We start from the raw sequence: 19,516 nt of genomic DNA, 5'->3' as shown, positions 1-19,516 counted from the left end.
GCCGGGACCGAATGGAACGGCAGACCCATGCGTATCATCATCGAGCGTTCGAACCTTCTGAAGTCGCTGTCGCACGTCCACCGCGTGGTCGAACGGCGCAACACGATCCCGATTCTCTCGAACGTCCTGGTGCGCACCGAGGACGCCGGCATGCGGCTGAAGGCGACCGACCTCGACATCGAGATCACCGAGAACGTCCCGGCGATGGGCGAGGAGGCCGGCGCGACGACGGTGCCCGCCCATCTCCTCTACGACATAGTCCGCAAGCTGCCCGACGGCTCGGAGGTGAAGCTGCAGACGAACGGCGAGGGGACGCAGATGACGATCTCCTCCGGCCGCTCGAATTTCCGGCTGCAGTGCCTGCCGGAAGCCGATTTCCCCGACATCACCGCCGGCAGCCTCAGCCATCGCTTCTCGTTGAAGGCGTCCGAACTGCTCCGGCTGATCGAGCGCACCCAGTTCGCGATCTCCACCGAGGAGACCCGCTACTATCTGAACGGCATCTACCTCCACACCGTCGAGGCCGACGGCGACCTCTCGCTGCGGGCGGTGGCGACCGACGGCCACCGGCTGGCGCGCGCCGAGGTCAAGGCGCCCTCCGGCTCCGAGGGCATGCCTGGCATCATCGTCCCGCGCAAGACGGTCGGCGAGGTGCAGAAGCTCCTCGGCGACAGCGGCGAGGACGACAGCGTCACGATCGAGCTCTCCGATTCCAAGATCCGCTTCACCATCGGCGAGGTGGTGATGACCTCCAAGCTGATCGACGGCACCTTCCCGGACTACCAGCGGGTCATCCCGCAGAACAACGACAAGGAGCTGACGCTCGACCGCCAGACCTTCTCGGCAGCCGTCGACCGCGTCTCGACGATCTCCTCCGAGCGCGGCCGGGCGGTGAAGCTGTCGCTTTCGCCGGACCAGCTGGTCCTGACGGTGAATTCCCCCGACAGCGGCACCGCGACCGAGGAACTCGCCGTCGACTACGGCGCCGACGACATCGAGATCGGCTTCAACGCCCGCTACCTGCTCGACATCACCAGCCAGCTTTCCGGCGAGAACGCCGTGTTCAAGCTCGCCGACCCCGGCTCGCCGACCCTCATCCGCGACGGCGGCGACGAGACGACGCTCTACGTCCTGATGCCGATGCGGGTGTGACGGGCTTTTCGGCAAGGACCGCATTGGACGCGCCGCTTCCGCCCGAGACTGCCCTGCCGGCGACGCGGGTCGAAACGCTGCGCCTCGGCGACTTCCGCAACTACGAGACCCTCGACCTTCGGTTCGGCAGCGGCTTCGTTGTCCTTCACGGCGACAACGGCATCGGCAAGACCAACCTCCTGGAAGCCCTGTCGCTGCTTTCCCCCGGTCGCGGGCTGCGCCGTTCGACCTATGGGGAGATGGCGCGCCAGGGCGGCAGCGGCGGGTTCTTCGTGCGGGCGGGGATCGTCTCGAACCAGACGGCGAGCCGGATCGAATCGCGTCTCCTGCCGGCGGCCGACGCGCCGGCGGGCCGCAGCATCAGGATCGACGAGACGGCGGTGAAATCCGTCGACGAGCTGCTCGACATGTGCCGCGTCCTCTGGCTGACGCCGGCGATGGACGGCCTCTTCACCGGCCCGGGGAGCGACCGGCGCCGCTTCCTCGACCGCATGGTGCTCGCCGTCGACCCCGGCCACGGGCGGCGGGCCAGCGACTACGAGCGCGCCATGCGCTCACGCAACCGGCTGCTCTCCGACGATCGCCTCGACGACGTCTGGCTGTCCGGCATCGAGGCGCAGATGGCCGAACTCGGCATCGCCATGGCGGTGGCCCGGGCCGGGCTCGTCGCGATGCTCGCGGCGAAGATCGACACCGCCGCCGGCGCCAGCCCCTTCCCCGTCGCGCGGCTGCAGCTTGCCTCCGGTTACGGCGACATCGACCTCTCGGGTCCCTCCCTCGACGCCGAGGAAGCCGCGCGCCGCGAGCTGAAGCGCGCCCGCTTCGCCGACCGCGCCGCCGGAAGGACCCGCGAAGGCCCGCACCGGGCCGATCTCTCGGTGTTCTTCGCCGCCAAGGACATGCCGGCCGCCCTCGCCTCGACGGGCGAGCAGAAGGCGCTGCTGATCGGCCTCGTCCTTGCCCATGCGCAGCTCGTCGCCCAGATGTCCGGCTTCCGGCCGATCATGCTGCTCGACGAGGTCGCCGCCCATCTCGACCCCGGCCGGCGCGAGGCGCTCTTCGATCTCGTCGGCTCGCTCGGCGTGCAGGCCTTCATGACCGGCACCGACGCGTCGCTGTTTTCGGCGCTTTCCGGGCGCGCCGACATGATCGCGGTGGGCAGACCGACGGGGACGTGACCGATGACGACGACCGACGACGACAGCCTCGGGCCCGACGAGATCGCCCGCTATGCCCGGCACATCGTGCTGCCGGAGGTGGGCGGCCCCGGCCAGCAGGCGCTGAAGCGCGCCAGGGTGCTCGTCGTCGGGGCCGGCGGCATCGGCTCGCCGGTCGCGCTCTATCTCGCCGCCGCGGGCGTCGGGCAAATCGGCGTCGCCGACGACGACACGGTGTCGCTGTCGAATCTTCAGCGGCAGGTGATCCACGAAACCGCCGACATCGGCCGGCCAAAGCTCGACAGCGCCGCCGCGCGCGTCGCGGCGATCAATCCGCATGTCGCGTTCACGCCGCATCGCCTGCGCATCGACGCCGAGAACGGCCCGGCGATCGTCGGGGGCTACGACCTCGCCATCGACGGGTCGGACAATTTTTCCACCCGCTATCTCATGGCGGATCTCTGCGAGGCCGCGCGGATCCCGCTCGTCACCGCCGCGGTGCAGCGGTTCTCGGGCTCGCTCACCGTGCTCGCGCCGCATCGCCGCGATGCCGAGGGACGGGCGCATGCGCGCTATCGCGACCTCTTTCCCGAGGCCCCTCCCCCCGGCGTCGTGCCGAGCTGCGCGGAGGCGGGCATTCTCGGCACCACCACGGGGGTGCTCGGCACGCTCGCCGCCAACGAGGCGATCAAGCTGATCTGCGGCATCGGCGATCCGCTGATCGGCCGGCTGCTGATGATCGACCTTCTCGCGATGCGTTTCGAGACGATCCGCTACCGCCGGCCGAAATCCGGCTGAACCGCCCATCCCGACATGCAGACGCCCCCGGATTGCTCCGGGGGCGCCGTGCCCATGCTGGCGATCGAAGAGCCGGAGCGTCCAAGGCGCGTCGAACGGGACGCGCGGCGATCCAGCCGGCCGGCCTTACGCGGCCGAAGCCTCGATCTGCTTTTCGTTGGCGTTGCCGGCCGCCGTCGCGATGGCGATCTTGCGGGGCTTCATCGCCTCGGGAATGACCCGGACGAGATCGATGTGCAGCAGGCCGTTCTTGAGGCTCGCGCCCTTGACCTCGACATGCTCGGCAAGCTGGAAGCGGCGCTCGAAGGCGCGCCCGGCGATACCGCGATACAGGGTCTCGCTCGGGCCTTCTTCCTTCTCGGCCTTCTCGCCCTTCACGGTCAGCGTGTTCTCGCGCGATTCGATCGAGAGTTCCGATTCGTCGAAGCCGGCGACCGCCATGGTGATGCGGTAGGCGTTCTCGCCGGTGCGCTCGATGTTGTAGGGCGGATAGGTCTGGCCGTTGTCCGGCTGGGACAAGGTGTCGAGCATCGAGAAGAGCCGGTCGAAGCCGACGGTCGAGCGGTAGAGGGGGGCAAAGTCGACGTGACGCATGATGTTCTCCATCTGAAGCAACAGTTTCGCCTATGACCGATCAAGCAACCCGTCTGGCGTTGCTTCGGTCGCGCGGCCCTTTGCAGCGGCCGCACTGGCGATTTGGTTGCTGGCGTTCCGCCGTTCAAGACCGCCCAGGCACCGGCCAAGCAAAAAAATTGCCGAAGCCGGTCTTTCGGGGACGGAGACTGACGGCACCCGTTCGTGAGCCGCGCCGGCAGTGAGGGCCGACGTCCCGTCGCCATGCTGAATGCGGGTCTGCGGCGTCCGGCCCGGCGGGGCGCCGCGTGCCCAAAGGTTGTCGGCATCCGTCCCCAAGCCCCGCAATCGGCTCGACTTCCCGAGATCCCGACATCCCGATACCCCGCCCTCCGACATCCTGGGTCCGGCGATCTGCCTGAATGCCAGATGAACGCGCTTTTCCGGCGCCGTTCAGATGCACCCTGCGATAAGGGCGCCCATGGAGAGGCGCGGATCTCGAAAGAGGCGAGCGCCGGCAACTCCGCCACCGACCCGTCTTCGATGTTGCGAAAGGTGGCAGTCAAACGGTCGCAGTGTCCCGTCCCTTCCACTGTGGCCGCTCGACCGGGAGTCTTAAGACGGGGCTCCCGGTCTTTTTCTTTCAGCGAGGATCGTGAAGTCGAGCCGTATCCCCAATACGCCACGGCGTAATTCGCCGACTTGGCGGCAGGGTCCGCCGGCTCGTTCAGGAAAAGTGATGGCCGCGCGTCTCATGCGCACTGGGCGGCCACATGAAGCTGTGCGCTGACCGGCATGCGGGGCGCCGGGCCGCACGCGTCCGGAAGTGCCCTCGGCGGACGCGGCGCCGCCGGTGCCCAGGGCAATCAGGCGGCGCGGGCCGCCGGCACAAGGGCCCGGCTGTTCGTAGCCGTCGTCGCCGCCGCCCGGTCTTCCTCCAGCATGCGGATCCGCTCGTCCTTCTTGTCGGCCTCGCGCCGCATCGCCTCGATCTCGTGCCTGCGCTTGTATGAGGTGCGGCGATGGTGGGCCTGGGTGAGGAAGGTTCCGATTCCGCCGAGGACGACACCCAGGATGACCGCAGTGATCATCAGGATCGACAGCGACACCTGGAAGGTCAGCTGCGGAATGCTGCCGAACGGATCGAGACTGAGGGCGACGTCGCCGCGATTGACCACCATGAACACGACGAGGACGATGGCGATCGGCACGAGGATGATGGCGGCGGCGATTTTGGCGATCATGTCATTTTGTCCAGGCTCGTCGCGACGTGCGACATCGGTCGGACCATAAGATGGCAGATGCGGGCGCGGCGTCAACGCATTCCAGGCGCCCGCCGAGGTTGCGGCAGACGAACCGCGCCCCGGCAGCCGTGACGCCGGACCGCCGGCCGGCGGCGACTACTTGCGGTTCAGGCGCTCGCGCAGTTCCTTGCCGGCCTTGAAGAACGGCACCCACTTCTCGTCGACCGACACCGCCTCCCCGGTCCGCGGGTTGCGGCCGGAACGCGGCGGCCGGTTCTTCACCGAGAAGGCCCCGAAGCCGCGCAACTCGACCCGGTTGGAATCGCACAGCGCCTCGGTGATCTCGTCGAAGATGGCGTTGACGATGGTCTCGACGTCCCGCTGGTAGAGATGCGGATTGCGATTGGCGATCGCCTGGACGAGTTCGGACTTGATCATGCATCTTATCCCTTGTGCGGACCGCCGCGGACGACGCATGCCGGGGCAAAGCCCCGGCGCCGCGGCAAACCGATAAAAATCATAGACATTTCTGATGCTTCACTGAACACTTGTCCGACTACTGAAAGGCTGCCAGAGCGATACGAGCCCGTCAAGACGGCCGGCCTTCATCAACAGCGCCGCCTCGACGTTCGGCGCCCGGGCGTCGAGCCCGGCGAGACCATAGGCCAGCGAGCGCGCGGAGGCGAAGATGGAGAAGCCGGACGCATCCTCGGGCTCGCGATCGACGAATTTCAGGCCGGTTGCCACCTTGCGGTCCTTCTCGAGCCACCGCCGCACCGCCTCCTCGCCGCCGATCTCGTCGACGAGCTTCAGCTGCAGCCCCTGGTTCCCGGTGAAGATCGATCCGTCGGAGAGCTTGCGGGCCTGTCCGAGCGGGATCTTGCGGCGCTCCGCGACCAGCGAGACGAACCATTGATAGGTGTCCATGACGAGGCGGCGGACCATCTCCTCGGCCTCGGCCGGCGCCGGCCCGAAAGGCGACGGTTCGGCCTTGAGCGGCGACGACTTGATGGCGTTGACCTCGACGCCGACCGTGTCGAGCAGCTTCTCGGCGTTCACATACTGGAAGATGACGCCGATCGATCCGACGATCGACGTGCGCCGCGCGACGATGTGGTCGGAACCGGCGGCGATCATGTAGCCCGCCGAGGCGGCGAGCGTGCCGACCTCGGCGGCGACCGGCTTCTTCTCGGCGATCGCCCGCACCGCCTCGTAGATCGATTCCCCGCCCGCCGTCGTCCCGCCGGGGGAATCGATCCGCAGCACCACGGCCTTGACGTGGTCGTCGTCCTTCAGCGACTTCAGGAGATCGAGAAACTTCTGGTTTTTGAGGATCATGCCCTCGATCGAGACCCGGGCGATCTGGTCGCTCGACTCCTCGTCGAAGCCGCCCGAATATCCGCCGACCAGCGGAATCGCGACGAGCGCCGCGACGCCGATCAGGATTGCGGCGATGCGCCAGAAACTCAACCTGCGCCGCAGCCGGCGGCGATCGATCAGTTCGGCTGCCACATTGACCATCGCGCGCTCCGTCCTAAGACCTCGACAGGTCGCCTAGCGAAATCCGGAGCAGGTGTGAAGTCGAATGTGGCGGCGCCGGCAACGACCGGGAAACGGTTCGGAGATAATCTGCGGTCGCTCGCGCGCGACTGCCATCACGCGACGCCTGCCAATTCGGCGATTGCCGTACCGGCGTTATTGACTGTCGCATAAAGCCAGCGTTGATGCTACAAGGCGCCGCCTCCGGGTTTTGGAACAGCTCGAAAAGACGGTTCTGCCTGCCAGGCGAGTCCAACTCCTGAGAGAGGTCTCCTTGTCATTACAGACGGTTGAAATCGAACCGCGCGGGCTGGGCGGTTCGCGCCCGGCAGCGAACTCGCCTGCCCGCCAGGCCGAGTTTGCCCGCGCGGCGCGGCATTCCCGTCTGGTTCGCGCGCTGAAGATCGGCCTGCCGGTCCTCGCCGCGGTGATCCTCCTCGGCGGCCTCGGCCTGATCTGGCTCGCCCGCAGCGTGACCGACAACGTCTCGGTGACCGGCGCGTCGATCGACGACGGCAGCGTCGTCATGCAGGATCCGCGCATGTCCGGCGTCGACAGCAAGAACCGCCCGTATCAGCTGATCGCGACGCGCGCCGTGCAGTCGCTCGACGGGGGCGGCATCACCCTCGACACGATCCAGGCCAAGGTGCCGATCAGCGACGACGCCACCGCCGAGATCCGCGCCGAATCCGGCTACTACGACGCCACGGCCGGGACGCTGCAGCTCAACAAGGGCATCTCGGTGGTGACGACGAACGGCATCTCGGCACGGCTCGCCGGCGCCGACATCGACCTGTCCTCCGGCACGATGAACGCCAATGGACCGGTGGTGATCAAGTCCGGTACCCAGACCATCCAGTCCCAGAGCCTGAAGGTCGCCGACAGCGGCAAGCTTCTGACGTTCGGCGGCCGGGTGAAGATGCTGATCAACCCCGCCTCCCTGAAGAGCGAGGCTTCCGCCTTCCAGTCGAAAGAGTGACAAGAGCATGAGCTCTCAGGCTTCAAGCGTAATCTGTCTCGTCATCGGTCTCCAGCTGGCACTCGCGGGCGTCGCCTCGGCGCAGAGCGGCGGCGGCGCGCCGGTCCAGAATTTCGGCGGCCTGCAGCTGCGCGGCGACCAGCCGATCGCCATCGAATCGAACCAGCTCGACGTCGACGACCGCAACAACGTCGCGACCTTCACCGGCAACGTCTCGGTGAAGCAGGGCGTCGTGCAGCTCAGCTCCGGCAAGCTCACCGTCTATTACAAGAAGAAGAACGGCGGCCAGAAGGATGCCGCCACGCAGGCCTCGGCGCCGGGCTCGCTGCCGGGCGGCTCCAGCCAGATCGACCGGCTCGAGGCGACCAACAACGTCTACGTCAAGTCCTCGGATCAGGTCGCGACCGCCAATCAGGCGTCCTTCGACATGGCCCAGAACCTCGTCACCCTGACCGGCAACGTTGTGCTCACGCAGGGCGAGAACGTCGCCGAGGGCTGCCGCCTGACGATCCGCATGGACACCGGCGTCGCGAGGCTGGAAAGCCAGAGCTGCGGCAAGGGCTCGGGCGGCGGCCGCGTGCGCCTGATGCTGACCCCCGGCCAGAACGGTGGCGGACAATAGCGCAGGAAAGGTCGATGGCGTGAACGTTCGCTCGCAGCCCGATGCCGCGACGTCCGCCGGCAAGTTCGACGGCACGCTGGTCGCGGCGGGTCTGACCAAGACCTATCGCGGGCGGCGCGTCGTCGACGACGTCGGCCTGGTCGTGCGCCGCGGCGAAGCCGTCGGCCTGCTCGGCCCGAACGGCGCCGGCAAGACGACCTGCTTCTACATGATCACCGGCCTCGTGCCGGTCGATTCCGGCCGCATCGGGCTCGACGGCCACGACATCACCAAGGTGCCGATGTACCGGCGCGCGCGGCTCGGCATCGGCTATCTGCCGCAGGAGGCCTCGATCTTCCGCGGCCTGTCGGTGGAGGACAACATCCGGGCCGTGCTCGAGGTGGCACAGCCCGACCGCAAGGCGCGGGAGGCCGAGCTCGACGAGCTGCTCGAAGAATTCCACATCTCGCACCTGCGCAAACAGCCCTCGACCTCGCTCTCCGGCGGCGAAAGACGGCGCTGCGAGATCGCCCGGGCGCTCGCCTCGAAGCCGACCTTCATGCTGCTCGACGAGCCCTTCGCCGGCGTCGACCCGATCGCCGTCGCCGACATCCAGGGGCTGGTGCGTCATCTGACGGCCCGCGGCATCGGCGTTCTGATCACCGATCACAACGTCCGCGAGACGCTCGGCCTCATCGACCGGGCCTACATCATGCATGCCGGCTCGGTGCTCACCCACGGCACGCCGCAGGCCATCGTCGACAACCGCGACGTCCGCCGCCTCTATCTCGGCGAGCAGTTCAGCTTCTGAGGACGCCGCGCTCCGGTGCCGGTAACCGACCGTCACATCCGCGATTGACAACCCCTCGCCCGACCCGCTTTGATGGGGCTCCGCGGGCACGGGAGGGGGACGACGCGCCGCTTTCCCAAGGCTACCGCCGTCGTCGCGTGACCATGGCATGACGCCATCTCACGCTGGGTCAACAGCGAGTTCGATCGGCGTATATGGCACTTTCCGCAAAGTTGCAGATCCGGCAGTCGCAGTCGCTGGTCATGACGCCCCAGCTGCTGCAGTCGATCCGTCTCTTGCAATACAGCAATACCGAGCTGCAGGCCTTCGTCGACAGCCAGTTGGAGCGCAATCCGCTCCTCGCCCAGGAGGGCGGTCCGGACGGCGCGCCATCCGCCGTTTCCGCCCTGCGCCCGTCGCAGGCGGCCAGCGGCGACGGCCCGGCACCGCGGCCCGAACAGCGTCCCGGCGCGGCCGGCTCCGGCCCGTCGGCTTCCGGCCCGTCGCCGCGGCGGGGAAGCGACCGCTCGTCCTCAGAGGACGGCGGGTTCCGCATCGAGGATCTCGCCGATCGGCAGATCTCGCTGCACGCCCACGCCTCGAAGGAAGTTGCCGAGATCCTCGGCGAGGCGACATTGCGGCGAATCGGCGAGGCGCTGGTCGAGCATCTCGACGAAAGCGGCTACCTTCGCACCGACGCGGCGGCTGTCGCGGCGAGCCTCGACGAGTGCGAGCGGCGCGTCGGCACGGCGATCGTCCGGCTGCAGGAAGAGGCGACCCCCGCCGGCCTGTTCGCCCGCGACCTCGCCGAATGCCTGGCGATCCAGCTGAGGCGCCAGAACCGCTACGACCCGGTCATCGCCGTGGTCCTCGACAATCTCGACCTCCTGGCGCGGCGCGACTTCTCCAGCCTGCGCCGTCTCACCGGTGAGGACGAAGCCGGCCTGCTCGACATCCTTTCCGAGATCCGCGGCCTCGATCCCAAGCCCGGCCACGCCTTCGACCACGACGGCAGCGAGGCCATCGTGCCCGACGTCTTCGTCCGCGAAGCCGCGGACGGCAGCTGGCACGTCGAACTCAACCCCGACGCGCTGCCGCGGGTGATCGTCGACAACAGCTATCTCACGGCGATCCGCAACGGCGCGATGCGCGACGAGGACAGCGCCTTCCTGTCCGAATGCCAGCAATCCGCCAACTGGCTGGTGCGCTCGCTCGACCAGCGGGCCAAGACCGTCCTCAAGGTCGCGACGGAGATCGTCCGCCGCCAGGACGGATTTCTCACCCGTGGCGTCGGCGGCCTCAGGCCGATGACGCTGATGTCGGTCGCCGAGGCGATCGGCATGCACGAATCGACGGTCAGCCGCGTCACCTCGCGCAAATACATCGCGACGCCGCGCGGCACCTTCGAGATGCGCTTCTTCTTCACCGTGGCGATCGCCTCGGCCAACGGCGGCGACCCCCATTCGGCCGAGAGCGTCAAGCACCGGATCAGGCGGCTCATCGATGCCGAGGCGGTCGGCAACGTCATGTCCGACGACGACATCGCCGCGGTCCTGAAGAAGGAAGGCGTCGACCTCGCACGGCGCACCGTGGCGAAATATCGCGAGGCGCTCGGCATCGCCTCTTCGATCCAGCGGCGTCGGGAGATGAATGCCCGCCAGCTCGCCAGCTGACGGTCGGCGCGCGCCGGCACGGCGCCGCCGGCGGGTGGCGCCACCGTGGCGCCGATGCCGCGCTCCGCTTCCATTGCACCCGGCGCGCCCATATCTAGATCCTTGGTTTCGGACGCTCGCGTTGACAGGCCCGAGGGACGTTTCTAGAAGGCCCCACCTCCGCGACGCGTCCTTTCGCCGGCGCGCCGGGCGCGCCGCACCGGTTTCGGCCGGCCGCGACGCGGCGGCTGAGCCTCGTGGGCGACAACAGGCCGGGTGGCCGAAGCCCGGTGGACGAACAGGAGAAGTCGAATGGCCTTGCGCGTGTCGGGAAAGCACATGGATGTCGGCGAAGCCTTCCGCGTGCGGATCGAGGAACGACTGGGCGAAGCGATCGACAAATATTTCGACGGCAACTTCTCGGGGACGGTGGTCGTCTCCAGGGAAGGCAGCCGCTTCGCCACCGACTGCACCGTGCATCTCGACACCGGCGTCGTCTTCCAGGCGGCCGGCCAGGCGCATGATCCGGAGGCGAGCTTCTTCGACGCGGCGGAGCGGATCGAGAAGCGGCTGCGCCGCTACAAGCGCCGCCTGAAGGATCATCAGAACGGCGGCCACCGCGAGATGGCCTATTCGATCATGGCGGCGATCCCGGAAGAGGCCGACGAGGTCCCCTCCGACTACGCGCCGGCGATCATCGCCGAGACGACGCTCAAGGTCGGCACGCTGTCGGTGGCGGGCGCGGTGATGGAGCTCGATCGCCAGGACAGCCCCTTCGTCCTGTTCCGGAACGCCAATTCCGGCGACCTCAACATCGTCTTCCGCCGCGCGGACGGCAATTACGGCTGGGTCGATCCTTCGAACTACTCGCAGGAATCGTAACGACGCGATAAGCTGCGTCCGGTAGGATGATGTGCCTGAAGTGAGAAGGCTGGCCTTCGATGGAAGTCAATACGCTGATTGACCCCGGCGCAATCCTGCCCGATCTCAAAGCGAATTCGAAGAAGCAGGTGCTGCAGGAACTGGCCGGCAGGGCGGCGGAGCTGACCGGCCTATCCGAGCGGGAGATCTTCGAGACGATCCTCGGGCGGGAAAAGCTCGGGTCGACCGGCGTCGGCAACGGCATCGCCATCCCGCACGGCAAGCTCGCCGATCTCGACCGCATCGTCGGCCTTTTCGCCCGGCTGAGCCGGCCGGTCGAGTTCGACGCCCTCGACGACCAGCCGGTCGACATCGTCTTCCTGCTGCTCGCGCCCCAGGGCTCGGGCGCCGAACATCTCAAGGCGCTCTCCAAGGTCGCCCGGCTGCTGCGCAACCGCAACATCGTCGACGAGATCCGCGCGACACGCGACGGCGGCGCGATCTACGCGCTGATGACCAACGCCATGGCCCAGAACGCGGCGTAGCCCCCGAGCCCTCCCGCTGCCTGTCGGCCCCCCGCTAACGATCAGCCGGGCAGCTCCTCGACCCGTCTTTTTGCGCCTCAGCTGCCGGTTATCGGGTGGCGGCTGGCGTCCGGCCGGCCCTCGCCCCAGGCGTTCAGTCTGACCTATTTATAACACAGGGTTGTTGTTTTCCCTCCATCTTTGCTAGGTTGCCCCGGTCGGATCGTCGGCGCCCGCCCGCGGACGTCGCCGCTGCGGCGGCGGCGCGGAGCGTGCTGCCGGTCCGCGGGACGAAACATGGGGATGGCCGGCTTCGATGAGCGGATCGCTGCTGCAGGGAACGCGGATCGGCGAATTGACGACGCCCTTCGGCAAGGACGTGCTCGTCCTGCACAGGATGACCGGATCCGAGGCGATCAGCGAGAATTTCGACCTGCGCGTCGACGCCCTGTCGAAGCGGCCGCATCTCGATTTTGCCGCCGCCATCGGCGAGCACTGCAGCGTGCGCCTCAACACCATCCGGAACGGCGTCCGCTTCTTCGACGGCCTCTTGACGGCGGCCGAATGGCTCGGCGCCGAGGAAGGCGCCTATCGCTACCAGCTCACCCTCCGGCCCTGGTTCGAGCTCCTCGGTCACCGGGTCAACCGGCTGATCTTCCACGAGATGACGGCGCCCGACATCGTCGCGAAGATTTTCGCGGCCCATGGCGGCCTGGCGCGGTTCGAGCGCCGGCTGACCCGCGCCTACCCGACGCTCGAATACACCGTTCAGTGCGAGGAGAGCGATCTCGATTTCTGCCGCCGGCTGATGGAGGCCCACGGCATCGCCTATTATTTCAGACATGGCCGCGGCGAACACACGCTGGTCATGGTCGACGGCATCGCCGGCTACGAGACCGTGCCGGGCGCCGTGCGCAACTACTATCCCCTCGACCGCCAGTACCGGCGCGACGAGGAGCATTTTTCGCGCATCGTCGCCGGCCGGCGTTTCACCCAGGGCCGCACGACCCTCAACGATTATGATTTCAAGAAGCCCGGGGCCGACCTTACCGCCGAGCGGCGCGGCGACACCGACTTCGCCCATGGCGACCTCGAGGTCTACCGCTTTCCCGGCCGCTACGTCGAGCGCGGCGAGGGTGAGGAACTGGCGCGCACGCGCATCGAGGCGGTGCGCGGTCTCGACCGCCAGATGAATGCGGAGGGCGACTGCATGAGCCTTTCGCCCGGCCATCTCGTGACCCTCGCCAAACATCCCTCGGGCGAGATGAACCGGGAATATCTGACACTCTCGGCCAGCCATCACTACCGCGCCGAAGATTACGTCAGCGGCGCCGCCGGCGACGAGGATTCCTACGAAGGCGTCTGCACCCTGCTTGCCGCCGAGATTCCCTTTCTGCCGCCGGCGACGACGCCGCGTCCGCGGGCTCCGGGGCCGCAGACGGCGAGGGTCGTCGGCGACGGCGAGATCGACTGCGACGAACACGGCCGCATCCTCGTGCGCTTCCACTGGGACCGCGAGGGCGACCAGTCGATGCGCTGCCGGGTCAGCCAGGTCTGGGCCGGCGCCGGCTTCGGCGGCATCTTCATCCCGCGCGTCGGCATGGAGGTGATCGTCGACTTCCTCGACGGCGATCCGGACCGGCCGGTGGTGACCGGCTGCCTCTACAACGGCGACAACCGCCCTCCCTACCCGCTCGCGGACGAAAAGACCGTCGCGGGGTGGAAGTCCAACTCGACGACGGGCGGCGGCGGCTACAACGAGCTGGCGCTCGACGACAGCAAGGGCGACGAGCTGGTCCGGCTGCATGCGCAGCGCGACCTCGAGGCGAAGGTGCTGCACGACGAGCGCCGCGACGTCCTCAACGACCGCACGGTCTCGATCGGCCGCGACGACGGGCTGACCGTCGGGCGCGACCTCACCGTGACGGCCGGCCGCCGCATCACGCTGAGGGTCGGCGCGAGTTCGATCGTCATCGACGCCGGCTCGGTGACCATCCAGTCTCCCAGCGTCGCCATTCGCGCCGCGCAGGAATTCACCTCGCAGGCGGGCATGACCTCCGAGCACGCCGCCGGCGTCACCATGGACATCAAGGGCGCGCTGGTGAAGATCAACACATGAGCGAGGGGACCGGCATCGCACAGTCTTCGCCGGGGGCCGCGGCGGCACCGCCGCAAGGCGCCGCCCTCCCCGCTTTCGCCGCAGACGTCTTTTTCGCCCTGCCGGAGATCGGCGAGGACATGCTCGCCCGCCCCGCCGGCGAAACCTGCCCGCAGTTCCTGGCAAAGCTCGCCGCCTCCGCGACGCCGGAGGAGGCCGTGACCTTCTGCGCCTATCTCCTGCCCTGGCCGGCGGCAATCCTCTGGGCGCATCGATGCCTCCTCGCAAGGCCGGCGCCGCAGGCGCCGCGCGACGCACTCCTCGTCGCGCTCGTCGCCGAGTGGCTGAAAAGTCCGGCCGAGGGCGCCGCCCGCGACGACCTGCGGCGCGAAGCGCTGGCGATCGCCGGGCCGGCGCGGCCCCGCACGCCGCCGGTCTGGATCGCGCTCGGCCTCGGCTGGAGCGCCGGCAGCCTCTCGCCGCCCGACCTGCCACCGGTCGCGCCGCCCGCCTTCGCAACGCCGCGCGCCGTCAATGCCGGCATTCTCGGCCTGCTCGCCGAGGTTTCGCCCGGCGAGCGCGCCGCGACCCTCGCCGAATTTTTGAGCCAGGCACGACGCATCGCCGCCGCCCTCGCGGCGGGACAAGGGATCTGAAGACGGGTCCGGATTCGGCGCGGACGATCGATCGCCGCACAACGGCGGCGCGACGGAACCCCGCCCCGTCCCTTGCCGGGACCCGCGTTTGAACGAGAGCCTGCAGCCGGAGCCGCCCATGCGCATCGACCTCCTGATCGAGAATTTCGACACGCTGGCGAGCGGCGGGCCGACGCGCTTTTCCGCCGTCGGCCGGTCCTTCGAGATCGGCCGCGAGCCGCCGCGCGACTTCCTCCTGCCCGACCCCGACCTCTTCGTCTCCAGCCGCCACTGCGAGATCCGCTGCGAGGCGGGCGGCTTCACCCTCGTCGACCATTCGACAAACGGCACCTTCCTCAACGGCTCGGAGGAGAGGATCTCCGGGCCGCGGCGGCTGGAGACCGGCGACCGGCTGCGGATCGGCCACTATCTCGTCGCCGTCGCGATCAGCGGGGCCGGCGCCCGGGACCTTGGAGATCACGGCTGGGACATCGGGTCGGGCGAGCCGGCGCGCGAGGTCTTGCGAAACGACGGCAGCGGCGGGGCGCGCGACCCGCTCGCGGGCCGCGGCGGCGAGGCCGACGCCAACCCCTGGGAAATCGACGGCCCGGTCGCGCCGCCCGTCGATCTTGCGCCGCCGCCCCGGCCGGACCCGCCGCCCTTCGAGCGTGAGCCCGTCGGCTTCGATCTCGGCGGCGGCCGGTGGCCGGAACCGGCAGGGGCCGCGGCCTGGTCCGACGATCCCGGCGACTTGGGCGAAGGCAAGATACCGGACGAGCCGGGGCGCGCCGAGCATAGGAGCCGCCCCTTCGAACCGGGCGGAGCGGCCGCAACCGACGATGCACCGCCCGGTCTACTCGGGGCCGGCATACTCGGGGCCGGCCTCCGCGGGGCCGACGTCGGCCGGGACGAGGCGGTCCCTGTTCGGGAGGACGATCCGTTCGGAATCGGCATGCCGGCGTCCCGCTCCGTACCGGGGTCGGCGAAAGGACCGGGATCTGGACCTGGGGCGGGATCGGGATTTGCGCCGGCGCCCTACCCGTTACCCGGCGCGCCGGATGCCGCGTCCGACCGGCGTCTCCTCGCCTTGATCGCCGAGGCCGCCGGTCTCGACCCCGCGGTGCTGACGAACAGGCCGCAGGAGGAAGCCGCCCGCGAGATCGGCGCGCTGCTCGCCCTCGTCGCCGGCGGGGTGGGCGACTTGCTGCGGATGCGGGCGAAGGCGAAGACGCTAACCCGCAGCGCCGACCGCACGACGATCGAGGCGGTCGGCAACAACGCGCTGAAATTCTCCCCGACGGCGGAGGCGGCACTCGCCAAGATGCTCGGCGCCGACGGCCCGGGCTATCTGTCGGCGGCCAGGAGCTTCGAGGAGGCTTTCGATGACCTCGCGCGCCACGAACTCGTGACCTTCGCGGCCATGCAGAAAGCTCTGAAGCGGCTGATCGACGACCTCTCGCCGGAATCGATCCTCGCGCGCACGCCGGCCGCCGTCATGCCCTTCGCGAAGAAGGCCCAGGCCTGGGATCTCTTCGTCACCCGCTGGGATGCCAAGACCGAGCCGTTCGAGCACGGCATGCTCGACGTGTTCCTGCAGTATTTCCGCGAGATCTACGACGAAACCAGCCGGTCGCGCGGCGGCTGACGCGGGGGCGCCGGCCACGCGCCCACCGGCGGCAGGGGCGCGGCGGGCGCGAACCGTCGAACATGCATTGCACCTGCGGCGGCGAGCCGGTATGTAACCGGCCCGCGACAGGCGCTTATTGGGGCGTGGCCAAGCGGTAAGGCAACGGTTTTTGGTACCGTCATTCGCAGGTTCGAATCCTGCCGCCCCAGCCACCTCCGCCTGAGCCGTCGAAATTCCGATCGATCCGCTTCCGCCAAGACGCCATTCTGCCGCCTGGCTCGTACGCAAAACCACCGAACGCCCGCCCCTCGTCCATCGAAACAGGGGCCACCGGTCGGTGGGGATCGCCTTGTCACACGCCGGTCGAAAAGCTCGGGAGGACATTCCATCCCGGCCTCTTGCACTTCGGGGACCCGCATGAACGGCGGCGCGCAGCCCCTACTGCAGAACCGATCAAATCCTTTCATGCCCACATGCTGCCACACCGCCCGCCTCACCGCAACCACATTTTGTTCCTTTTCAGTTCTTGTTTTATGCTCGCGGATGTGATGGGATGCAGCAGATCGGAAAACAACTTCAGGGCGCCGTGAGGCGACCCGACGGGGAGGATGGCCGATGGTGTCCCGCGTCAAGACCGTCGCCTTTCAGGGCATCGAGGCCGTGGCGGTCGACGTGCAGGTCATGGTCGCCCCGGGCAAGGTCGGCATCCAGATCGTCGGCCTGCCGGACAAGGCGGTTGCGGAGAGCCGCGAACGCGTCCAGGCGGCGCTCCACGCTTCCGGCCTGTCGATGCCGCCGAAGAAGGTGACGGTCAATCTCGCCCCGGCTGACCTGCCCAAGGAGGGGAGCCACTACGATCTGCCGATCGCTCTCGGGCTGATGGTGGCGCTGGGCGCCGTGCCGTCCGACATGCTTGCCGGCTACTGCGTGCTCGGGGAGTTGTCGCTCGACGGCATGATCACCCCGGTCGCCGGCGTCCTGCCGGCGGCCATGCGTGCCAACGCCCTCGATATGGGATTGATCTGTCCGGCCGAATGCGGTCCCGAAGCGGCCTGGGCGAGCGCGGAGATGCCGATCGTCGCGGCCCGCAGCCTGATCCAGATCGCCAATCATTTTCGCGGCACGCAGGTGATCGCGCGGCCCGAGCCGGTCATCCGCGCCGCCCCGGCGAATCTGCCCGATCTCGCCGAGATCAAAGGGCAGATCATCGCCAAGCGGGCGCTGGAGATCGCCGCGGCAGGCGGCCACAATCTCCTGATGGTCGGCCCGCCCGGCTCCGGCAAGTCGATGCTCGCCCAGCGCCTGCCTTCGATCCTGCCGCCGCTCGCCCCCCGCGAACTCCTCGAAGTATCGATGATTGCGTCGATCGCCGGCGAACTCAGCGGCGGCAAGCTGTCGGACCGACGGCCGTTCCGCAGCCCGCACCATTCTGCCTCGATGGCTGCGATGGTGGGAGGCGGCCTCCGGGCCAGGCCCGGCGAGGTCTCGCTCGCCCATCGCGGCGTCCTGTTCCTCGACGAACTGCCGGAGTTTTCGCCCGTCGTCCTCGATTCCCTGCGCCAGCCGCTGGAGGGCGGCGAGAGCGTGATCGCGCGCGCCAACCATCGGGTGACCTATCCGGCGAAGTTCCAGCTGATCGCGGCGATGAACCCCTGCCGCTGCGGCATGGCCGGCGAGCCCGGCCATCGCTGCGCGCGGGGGCCCCGCTGCGCCGCGGACTATCAGGGCCGGATCTCCGGGCCGCTGGTCGATCGCATCGATCTGCGCGTCGAGGTTCCGGCCGTGACGGCGACGGATCTCATCCGGCCGGCGCCGGCCGAAACCTCCGAGGAAGTCCTCGCCCGGGTCGTCGCGGCGCGCAAGCGTCAGGCCGAGCGCTTCTCGGCATTGGGCCTGCCGGCCGAAACGCTCAATGCGCATTGTTCGGCGAGCCTCGTCGAGGAAATCGCGATGGTCGACGCGCCTGGGAGCCGGCTGCTGCAGGAGGCCGCGGAGAAGCTGAAATTTTCCGCCCGTGCCTACCACCGCATCCTCAAGGTCGCCCGGACGCTCGCCGATCTCGACGCCGCAACGAGCGTCCAACGTGTCCATCTCGCCGAGGCGATATCCTACAGGCTGGCCGGCGAACGGCTGGCAACCGCCGCATGAACACCCGCGTACCAACCGGCAGAGACGCGCCGACCGGCCGGCTTGGGCCAACCGCCGCAGCAATCGCGGGCCGGATGGCTTTGGATTTCAACGCGAGGCTGGGCGTCCTCACATCCCGCCTCGCCGCGGCGGCACGACGAAGGGAGGTGACGGAAGACTTGACGAGGGCAACGGGCGGCTTCTTGCCGGCACCGTCACGATCGGCGAAGAACGATGCCGGCCGCTCGCATGCGCCGGTCAACGGCTCAGTCCAGGTCGAGCCGCATCGTCGCCATGCCGTTCCGGCGACCGAGTTCTTCATAGCCGGCCGAATGATAGACTGCGAGCGCAGGCTCGTTGTCGAGTTCGACCTTGAGCGTCACCGACAGCGCGCCGAGCGCTTTCGCAGTGGCTTCGGCATGGGCCGCGAGTTCCTTGCCCGCCCCGCCACGGGCCGCTTCCTCGACGAAGACATAGACGAGATGGCGCACCTCCGGTCCGATGCCGACGCGAAGCGCGAAGAACCCGACGTCGCGGCCCTCAGCGTCGACCAGATAGAAGGAGGCGTCGTCTGGCTCGCTCAGCCATTTCTCCTGCCACTCCAGCGGATCGAACGGGTGTTTCGCACTCGGATTGACGAGTGCGAGATCGGCTTCGTCGGCAAGCAGCCTCTGCAAGGGCAGGAGGTCGAAGGGCTGGTTCGGGCGGACGGTGAATTCGGCCATGCTGCTGTTCCCATGAAACGTGTGGTCGGTTCATGGCCAGCGATCCTCGCATGGCAGACGGCAGCGGCTCAACCGGCGCGCTTCACTGGACAGGGCTGCGAACTCATATGACAGCAGGTGACGTATTGCTTGGAGGCTGATTCTGTGGCGGCGGTTGATTCCAGGAGCTGCCGCGATGAGCGCTTGTGCCGACGATTGGGGTTCGAAGTCCCGCCTTCGGGTTTTGCTGAAGCATTTTGCCGAGATCGATGACCCGCGCGATGTGCGCCGGCTCTATCATCCGCTTCCCGAAGTCCTGCTGCTTGTTGTCTGCGGGACGATGGCCGACTGCGACGACTACGAAACGATCGCCGCATGGGGCGCTGCGCATCTGCCGTTCCTGCGCCGCTTCCTGCCTTACGAGCACGGCGTGCCCGGCGAGCGCTGGCTGACGA

At 68.4% G+C, this 19,516-nt stretch carries 19 protein-coding genes and 1 tRNA gene; 15 read left to right on the top strand and 5 right to left on the bottom strand.

Translation table 11 applies throughout. From position 1 onward, the window contains the following. Positions 1–27 precede the first annotated feature (27 nt). Genes dnaN through J1C47_RS15945 form a run of 3 tightly spaced genes read left to right on the top strand, consistent with a single transcriptional unit; the run spans position 28 to position 3,107 of the window. Positions 28–1,152: a DNA polymerase III subunit beta gene (gene dnaN / locus J1C47_RS15955; RefSeq protein WP_207351781.1), complete on the top strand. Its 1,125-nt coding sequence runs from the start codon at positions 28–30 to the stop codon at positions 1,150–1,152. 53 nt (positions 1,153–1,205) lie between these two features. Next, the gene (gene recF, locus J1C47_RS15950; protein WP_207351871.1) at positions 1,206–2,330 is read left to right on the top strand and encodes a DNA replication/repair protein RecF; all 1,125 of its coding nucleotides are present in this window, start codon (positions 1,206–1,208) and stop codon (positions 2,328–2,330) included. A gap of 3 nt (positions 2,331–2,333) precedes the next feature. Beyond that, positions 2,334–3,107 (top strand): HesA/MoeB/ThiF family protein, encoded by a 774-nt coding sequence (locus J1C47_RS15945; RefSeq protein ID WP_207351780.1) that lies wholly within the window; start codon positions 2,334–2,336, stop codon positions 3,105–3,107. Between the two features lie 126 nt (positions 3,108–3,233). Here J1C47_RS15945 and J1C47_RS15940 read toward each other — a convergent pair whose 3' ends face one another. The 4 genes from J1C47_RS15940 to sppA all read right to left on the bottom strand — a co-directional run bounded on the left by J1C47_RS15940 (position 3,234) and on the right by sppA (position 6,445). After that, complete coding sequence (locus J1C47_RS15940) at positions 3,234–3,701, bottom strand: Hsp20 family protein (RefSeq protein WP_207351779.1); 468 nt, start codon at positions 3,699–3,701, stop codon at positions 3,234–3,236. 845 nt (positions 3,702–4,546) lie between these two features. Continuing rightward, positions 4,547–4,924: a LapA family protein gene (locus J1C47_RS15935; RefSeq protein WP_207351778.1), complete on the bottom strand. Its 378-nt coding sequence runs from the start codon at positions 4,922–4,924 to the stop codon at positions 4,547–4,549. 156 nt (positions 4,925–5,080) lie between these two features. Further along, positions 5,081–5,362, bottom strand: coding sequence for an integration host factor subunit beta (locus tag J1C47_RS15930; RefSeq protein ID WP_207351777.1), 282 nt, complete (start codon positions 5,360–5,362; stop codon positions 5,081–5,083). 99 nt (positions 5,363–5,461) lie between these two features. After that, complete coding sequence (sppA, locus tag J1C47_RS15925; protein ID WP_207351776.1) at positions 5,462–6,445, bottom strand: signal peptide peptidase SppA; 984 nt, start codon at positions 6,443–6,445, stop codon at positions 5,462–5,464. 292 nt (positions 6,446–6,737) lie between these two features. On the opposite strand from sppA, the gene lptC reads away from it, so the two are divergent. The 11 genes from lptC (at position 6,738) to J1C47_RS15870 (ending at position 18,378) form a co-directional block, all read left to right on the top strand. Next, complete coding sequence (lptC, locus tag J1C47_RS15920; RefSeq protein ID WP_207351775.1) at positions 6,738–7,442, top strand: LPS export ABC transporter periplasmic protein LptC; 705 nt, start codon at positions 6,738–6,740, stop codon at positions 7,440–7,442. Between the two features lie 7 nt (positions 7,443–7,449). Next, positions 7,450–8,064 (top strand): lipopolysaccharide transport periplasmic protein LptA, encoded by a 615-nt coding sequence (gene lptA / locus J1C47_RS15915; RefSeq protein ID WP_207351774.1) that lies wholly within the window; start codon positions 7,450–7,452, stop codon positions 8,062–8,064. A 19-nt stretch (positions 8,065–8,083) separates the two neighbouring features. Beyond that, complete coding sequence (gene lptB, locus J1C47_RS15910) at positions 8,084–8,854, top strand: LPS export ABC transporter ATP-binding protein (RefSeq protein WP_342592003.1); 771 nt, start codon at positions 8,084–8,086, stop codon at positions 8,852–8,854. Between the two features lie 194 nt (positions 8,855–9,048). Then, entirely contained in the window at positions 9,049–10,506 is a 1,458-nt protein-coding gene (gene rpoN / locus J1C47_RS15905; RefSeq protein ID WP_207351772.1) for an RNA polymerase factor sigma-54, read from the top strand. Between the two features lie 291 nt (positions 10,507–10,797). After that, positions 10,798–11,367 carry a ribosome hibernation-promoting factor, HPF/YfiA family gene (hpf, locus tag J1C47_RS15900; RefSeq protein ID WP_207351771.1) on the top strand — a complete coding sequence of 190 codons (570 nt, stop codon included), beginning with the start codon at positions 10,798–10,800 and terminating at the stop codon, positions 11,365–11,367. Positions 11,368–11,426: 59 nt separating this feature from the next. Continuing rightward, positions 11,427–11,891, top strand: a complete 465-nt coding sequence (gene ptsN / locus J1C47_RS15895) for a PTS IIA-like nitrogen regulatory protein PtsN (RefSeq protein ID WP_207351770.1) — start codon at positions 11,427–11,429, stop codon at positions 11,889–11,891. 295 nt (positions 11,892–12,186) lie between these two features. Continuing rightward, on the top strand, positions 12,187–13,989 hold the full coding sequence (locus J1C47_RS15890) for a type VI secretion system Vgr family protein (RefSeq protein ID WP_207351769.1): 1,803 nt from the start codon (positions 12,187–12,189) through the stop codon (positions 13,987–13,989). Then, positions 13,986–14,624: a DUF6931 family protein gene (locus J1C47_RS15885; protein ID WP_207351768.1), complete on the top strand. Its 639-nt coding sequence runs from the start codon at positions 13,986–13,988 to the stop codon at positions 14,622–14,624. The genes J1C47_RS15890 and J1C47_RS15885 overlap by 4 nt, the downstream gene beginning before the upstream one ends. A 118-nt stretch (positions 14,625–14,742) precedes the next feature. Next, a complete protein-coding gene (tagH, locus tag J1C47_RS15880; RefSeq protein WP_207351767.1) occupies positions 14,743–16,248 on the top strand; it encodes a type VI secretion system-associated FHA domain protein TagH in 1,506 nt (501 codons plus the stop codon). 119 nt (positions 16,249–16,367) lie between these two features. Then, a tRNA-Gln gene (locus tag J1C47_RS15875) sits at positions 16,368–16,442 on the top strand. A 403-nt stretch (positions 16,443–16,845) separates the two neighbouring features. Continuing rightward, complete coding sequence (locus J1C47_RS15870; RefSeq protein ID WP_207351766.1) at positions 16,846–18,378, top strand: YifB family Mg chelatase-like AAA ATPase; 1,533 nt, start codon at positions 16,846–16,848, stop codon at positions 18,376–18,378. A 245-nt stretch (positions 18,379–18,623) separates the two neighbouring features. On the opposite strand, the gene J1C47_RS15865 is transcribed toward J1C47_RS15870, so the two are convergent. Further along, positions 18,624–19,082, bottom strand: coding sequence for a GNAT family N-acetyltransferase (locus J1C47_RS15865; protein WP_207351765.1), 459 nt, complete (start codon positions 19,080–19,082; stop codon positions 18,624–18,626). 175 nt (positions 19,083–19,257) lie between these two features. Between J1C47_RS15865 and J1C47_RS15860 the strand changes: the two genes are divergently transcribed. After that, positions 19,258–19,516 (top strand): transposase family protein (locus J1C47_RS15860; RefSeq protein ID WP_207351764.1); only part of this gene is annotated, 259 nt, incomplete at its 3' end.

The sequence above is a fragment of the Jiella sonneratiae genome, from assembly GCF_017353515.1.
Taxonomy (GTDB): Bacteria; Pseudomonadota; Alphaproteobacteria; order Rhizobiales; family Rhizobiaceae; genus Jiella; species Jiella sonneratiae.
This window is presented reverse-complemented; position numbering and strand designations above follow the sequence as displayed.

Coding starts and splice junctions, on each gene's coding strand:
- J1C47_RS15865 (WP_207351765.1), bottom strand. CDS start 19,082: ATGGCCGAATTCACCGTCCGCCCGAACCAGCCCTTCGACCTCCTGCCC.
- J1C47_RS15930 (WP_207351777.1), bottom strand. CDS start 5,362: ATGATCAAGTCCGAACTCGTCCAGGCGATCGCCAATCGCAATCCGCAT.
- rpoN (WP_207351772.1), top strand. CDS start 9,049: ATGGCACTTTCCGCAAAGTTGCAGATCCGGCAGTCGCAGTCGCTGGTC.
- dnaN (WP_207351781.1), top strand. CDS start 28: ATGCGTATCATCATCGAGCGTTCGAACCTTCTGAAGTCGCTGTCGCAC.
- ptsN (WP_207351770.1), top strand. CDS start 11,427: ATGGAAGTCAATACGCTGATTGACCCCGGCGCAATCCTGCCCGATCTC.
- lptA (WP_207351774.1), top strand. CDS start 7,450: ATGAGCTCTCAGGCTTCAAGCGTAATCTGTCTCGTCATCGGTCTCCAG.
- tagH (WP_207351767.1), top strand. CDS start 14,743: ATGCGCATCGACCTCCTGATCGAGAATTTCGACACGCTGGCGAGCGGC.
- J1C47_RS15935 (WP_207351778.1), bottom strand. CDS start 4,924: ATGATCGCCAAAATCGCCGCCGCCATCATCCTCGTGCCGATCGCCATC.
- J1C47_RS15940 (WP_207351779.1), bottom strand. CDS start 3,701: ATGCGTCACGTCGACTTTGCCCCCCTCTACCGCTCGACCGTCGGCTTC.
- J1C47_RS15870 (WP_207351766.1), top strand. CDS start 16,846: ATGGTGTCCCGCGTCAAGACCGTCGCCTTTCAGGGCATCGAGGCCGTG.
- sppA (WP_207351776.1), bottom strand. CDS start 6,445: ATGGTCAATGTGGCAGCCGAACTGATCGATCGCCGCCGGCTGCGGCGC.
- J1C47_RS15945 (WP_207351780.1), top strand. CDS start 2,334: ATGACGACGACCGACGACGACAGCCTCGGGCCCGACGAGATCGCCCGC.
- hpf (WP_207351771.1), top strand. CDS start 10,798: ATGGCCTTGCGCGTGTCGGGAAAGCACATGGATGTCGGCGAAGCCTTC.
- J1C47_RS15885 (WP_207351768.1), top strand. CDS start 13,986: ATGAGCGAGGGGACCGGCATCGCACAGTCTTCGCCGGGGGCCGCGGCG.
- J1C47_RS15890 (WP_207351769.1), top strand. CDS start 12,187: ATGAGCGGATCGCTGCTGCAGGGAACGCGGATCGGCGAATTGACGACG.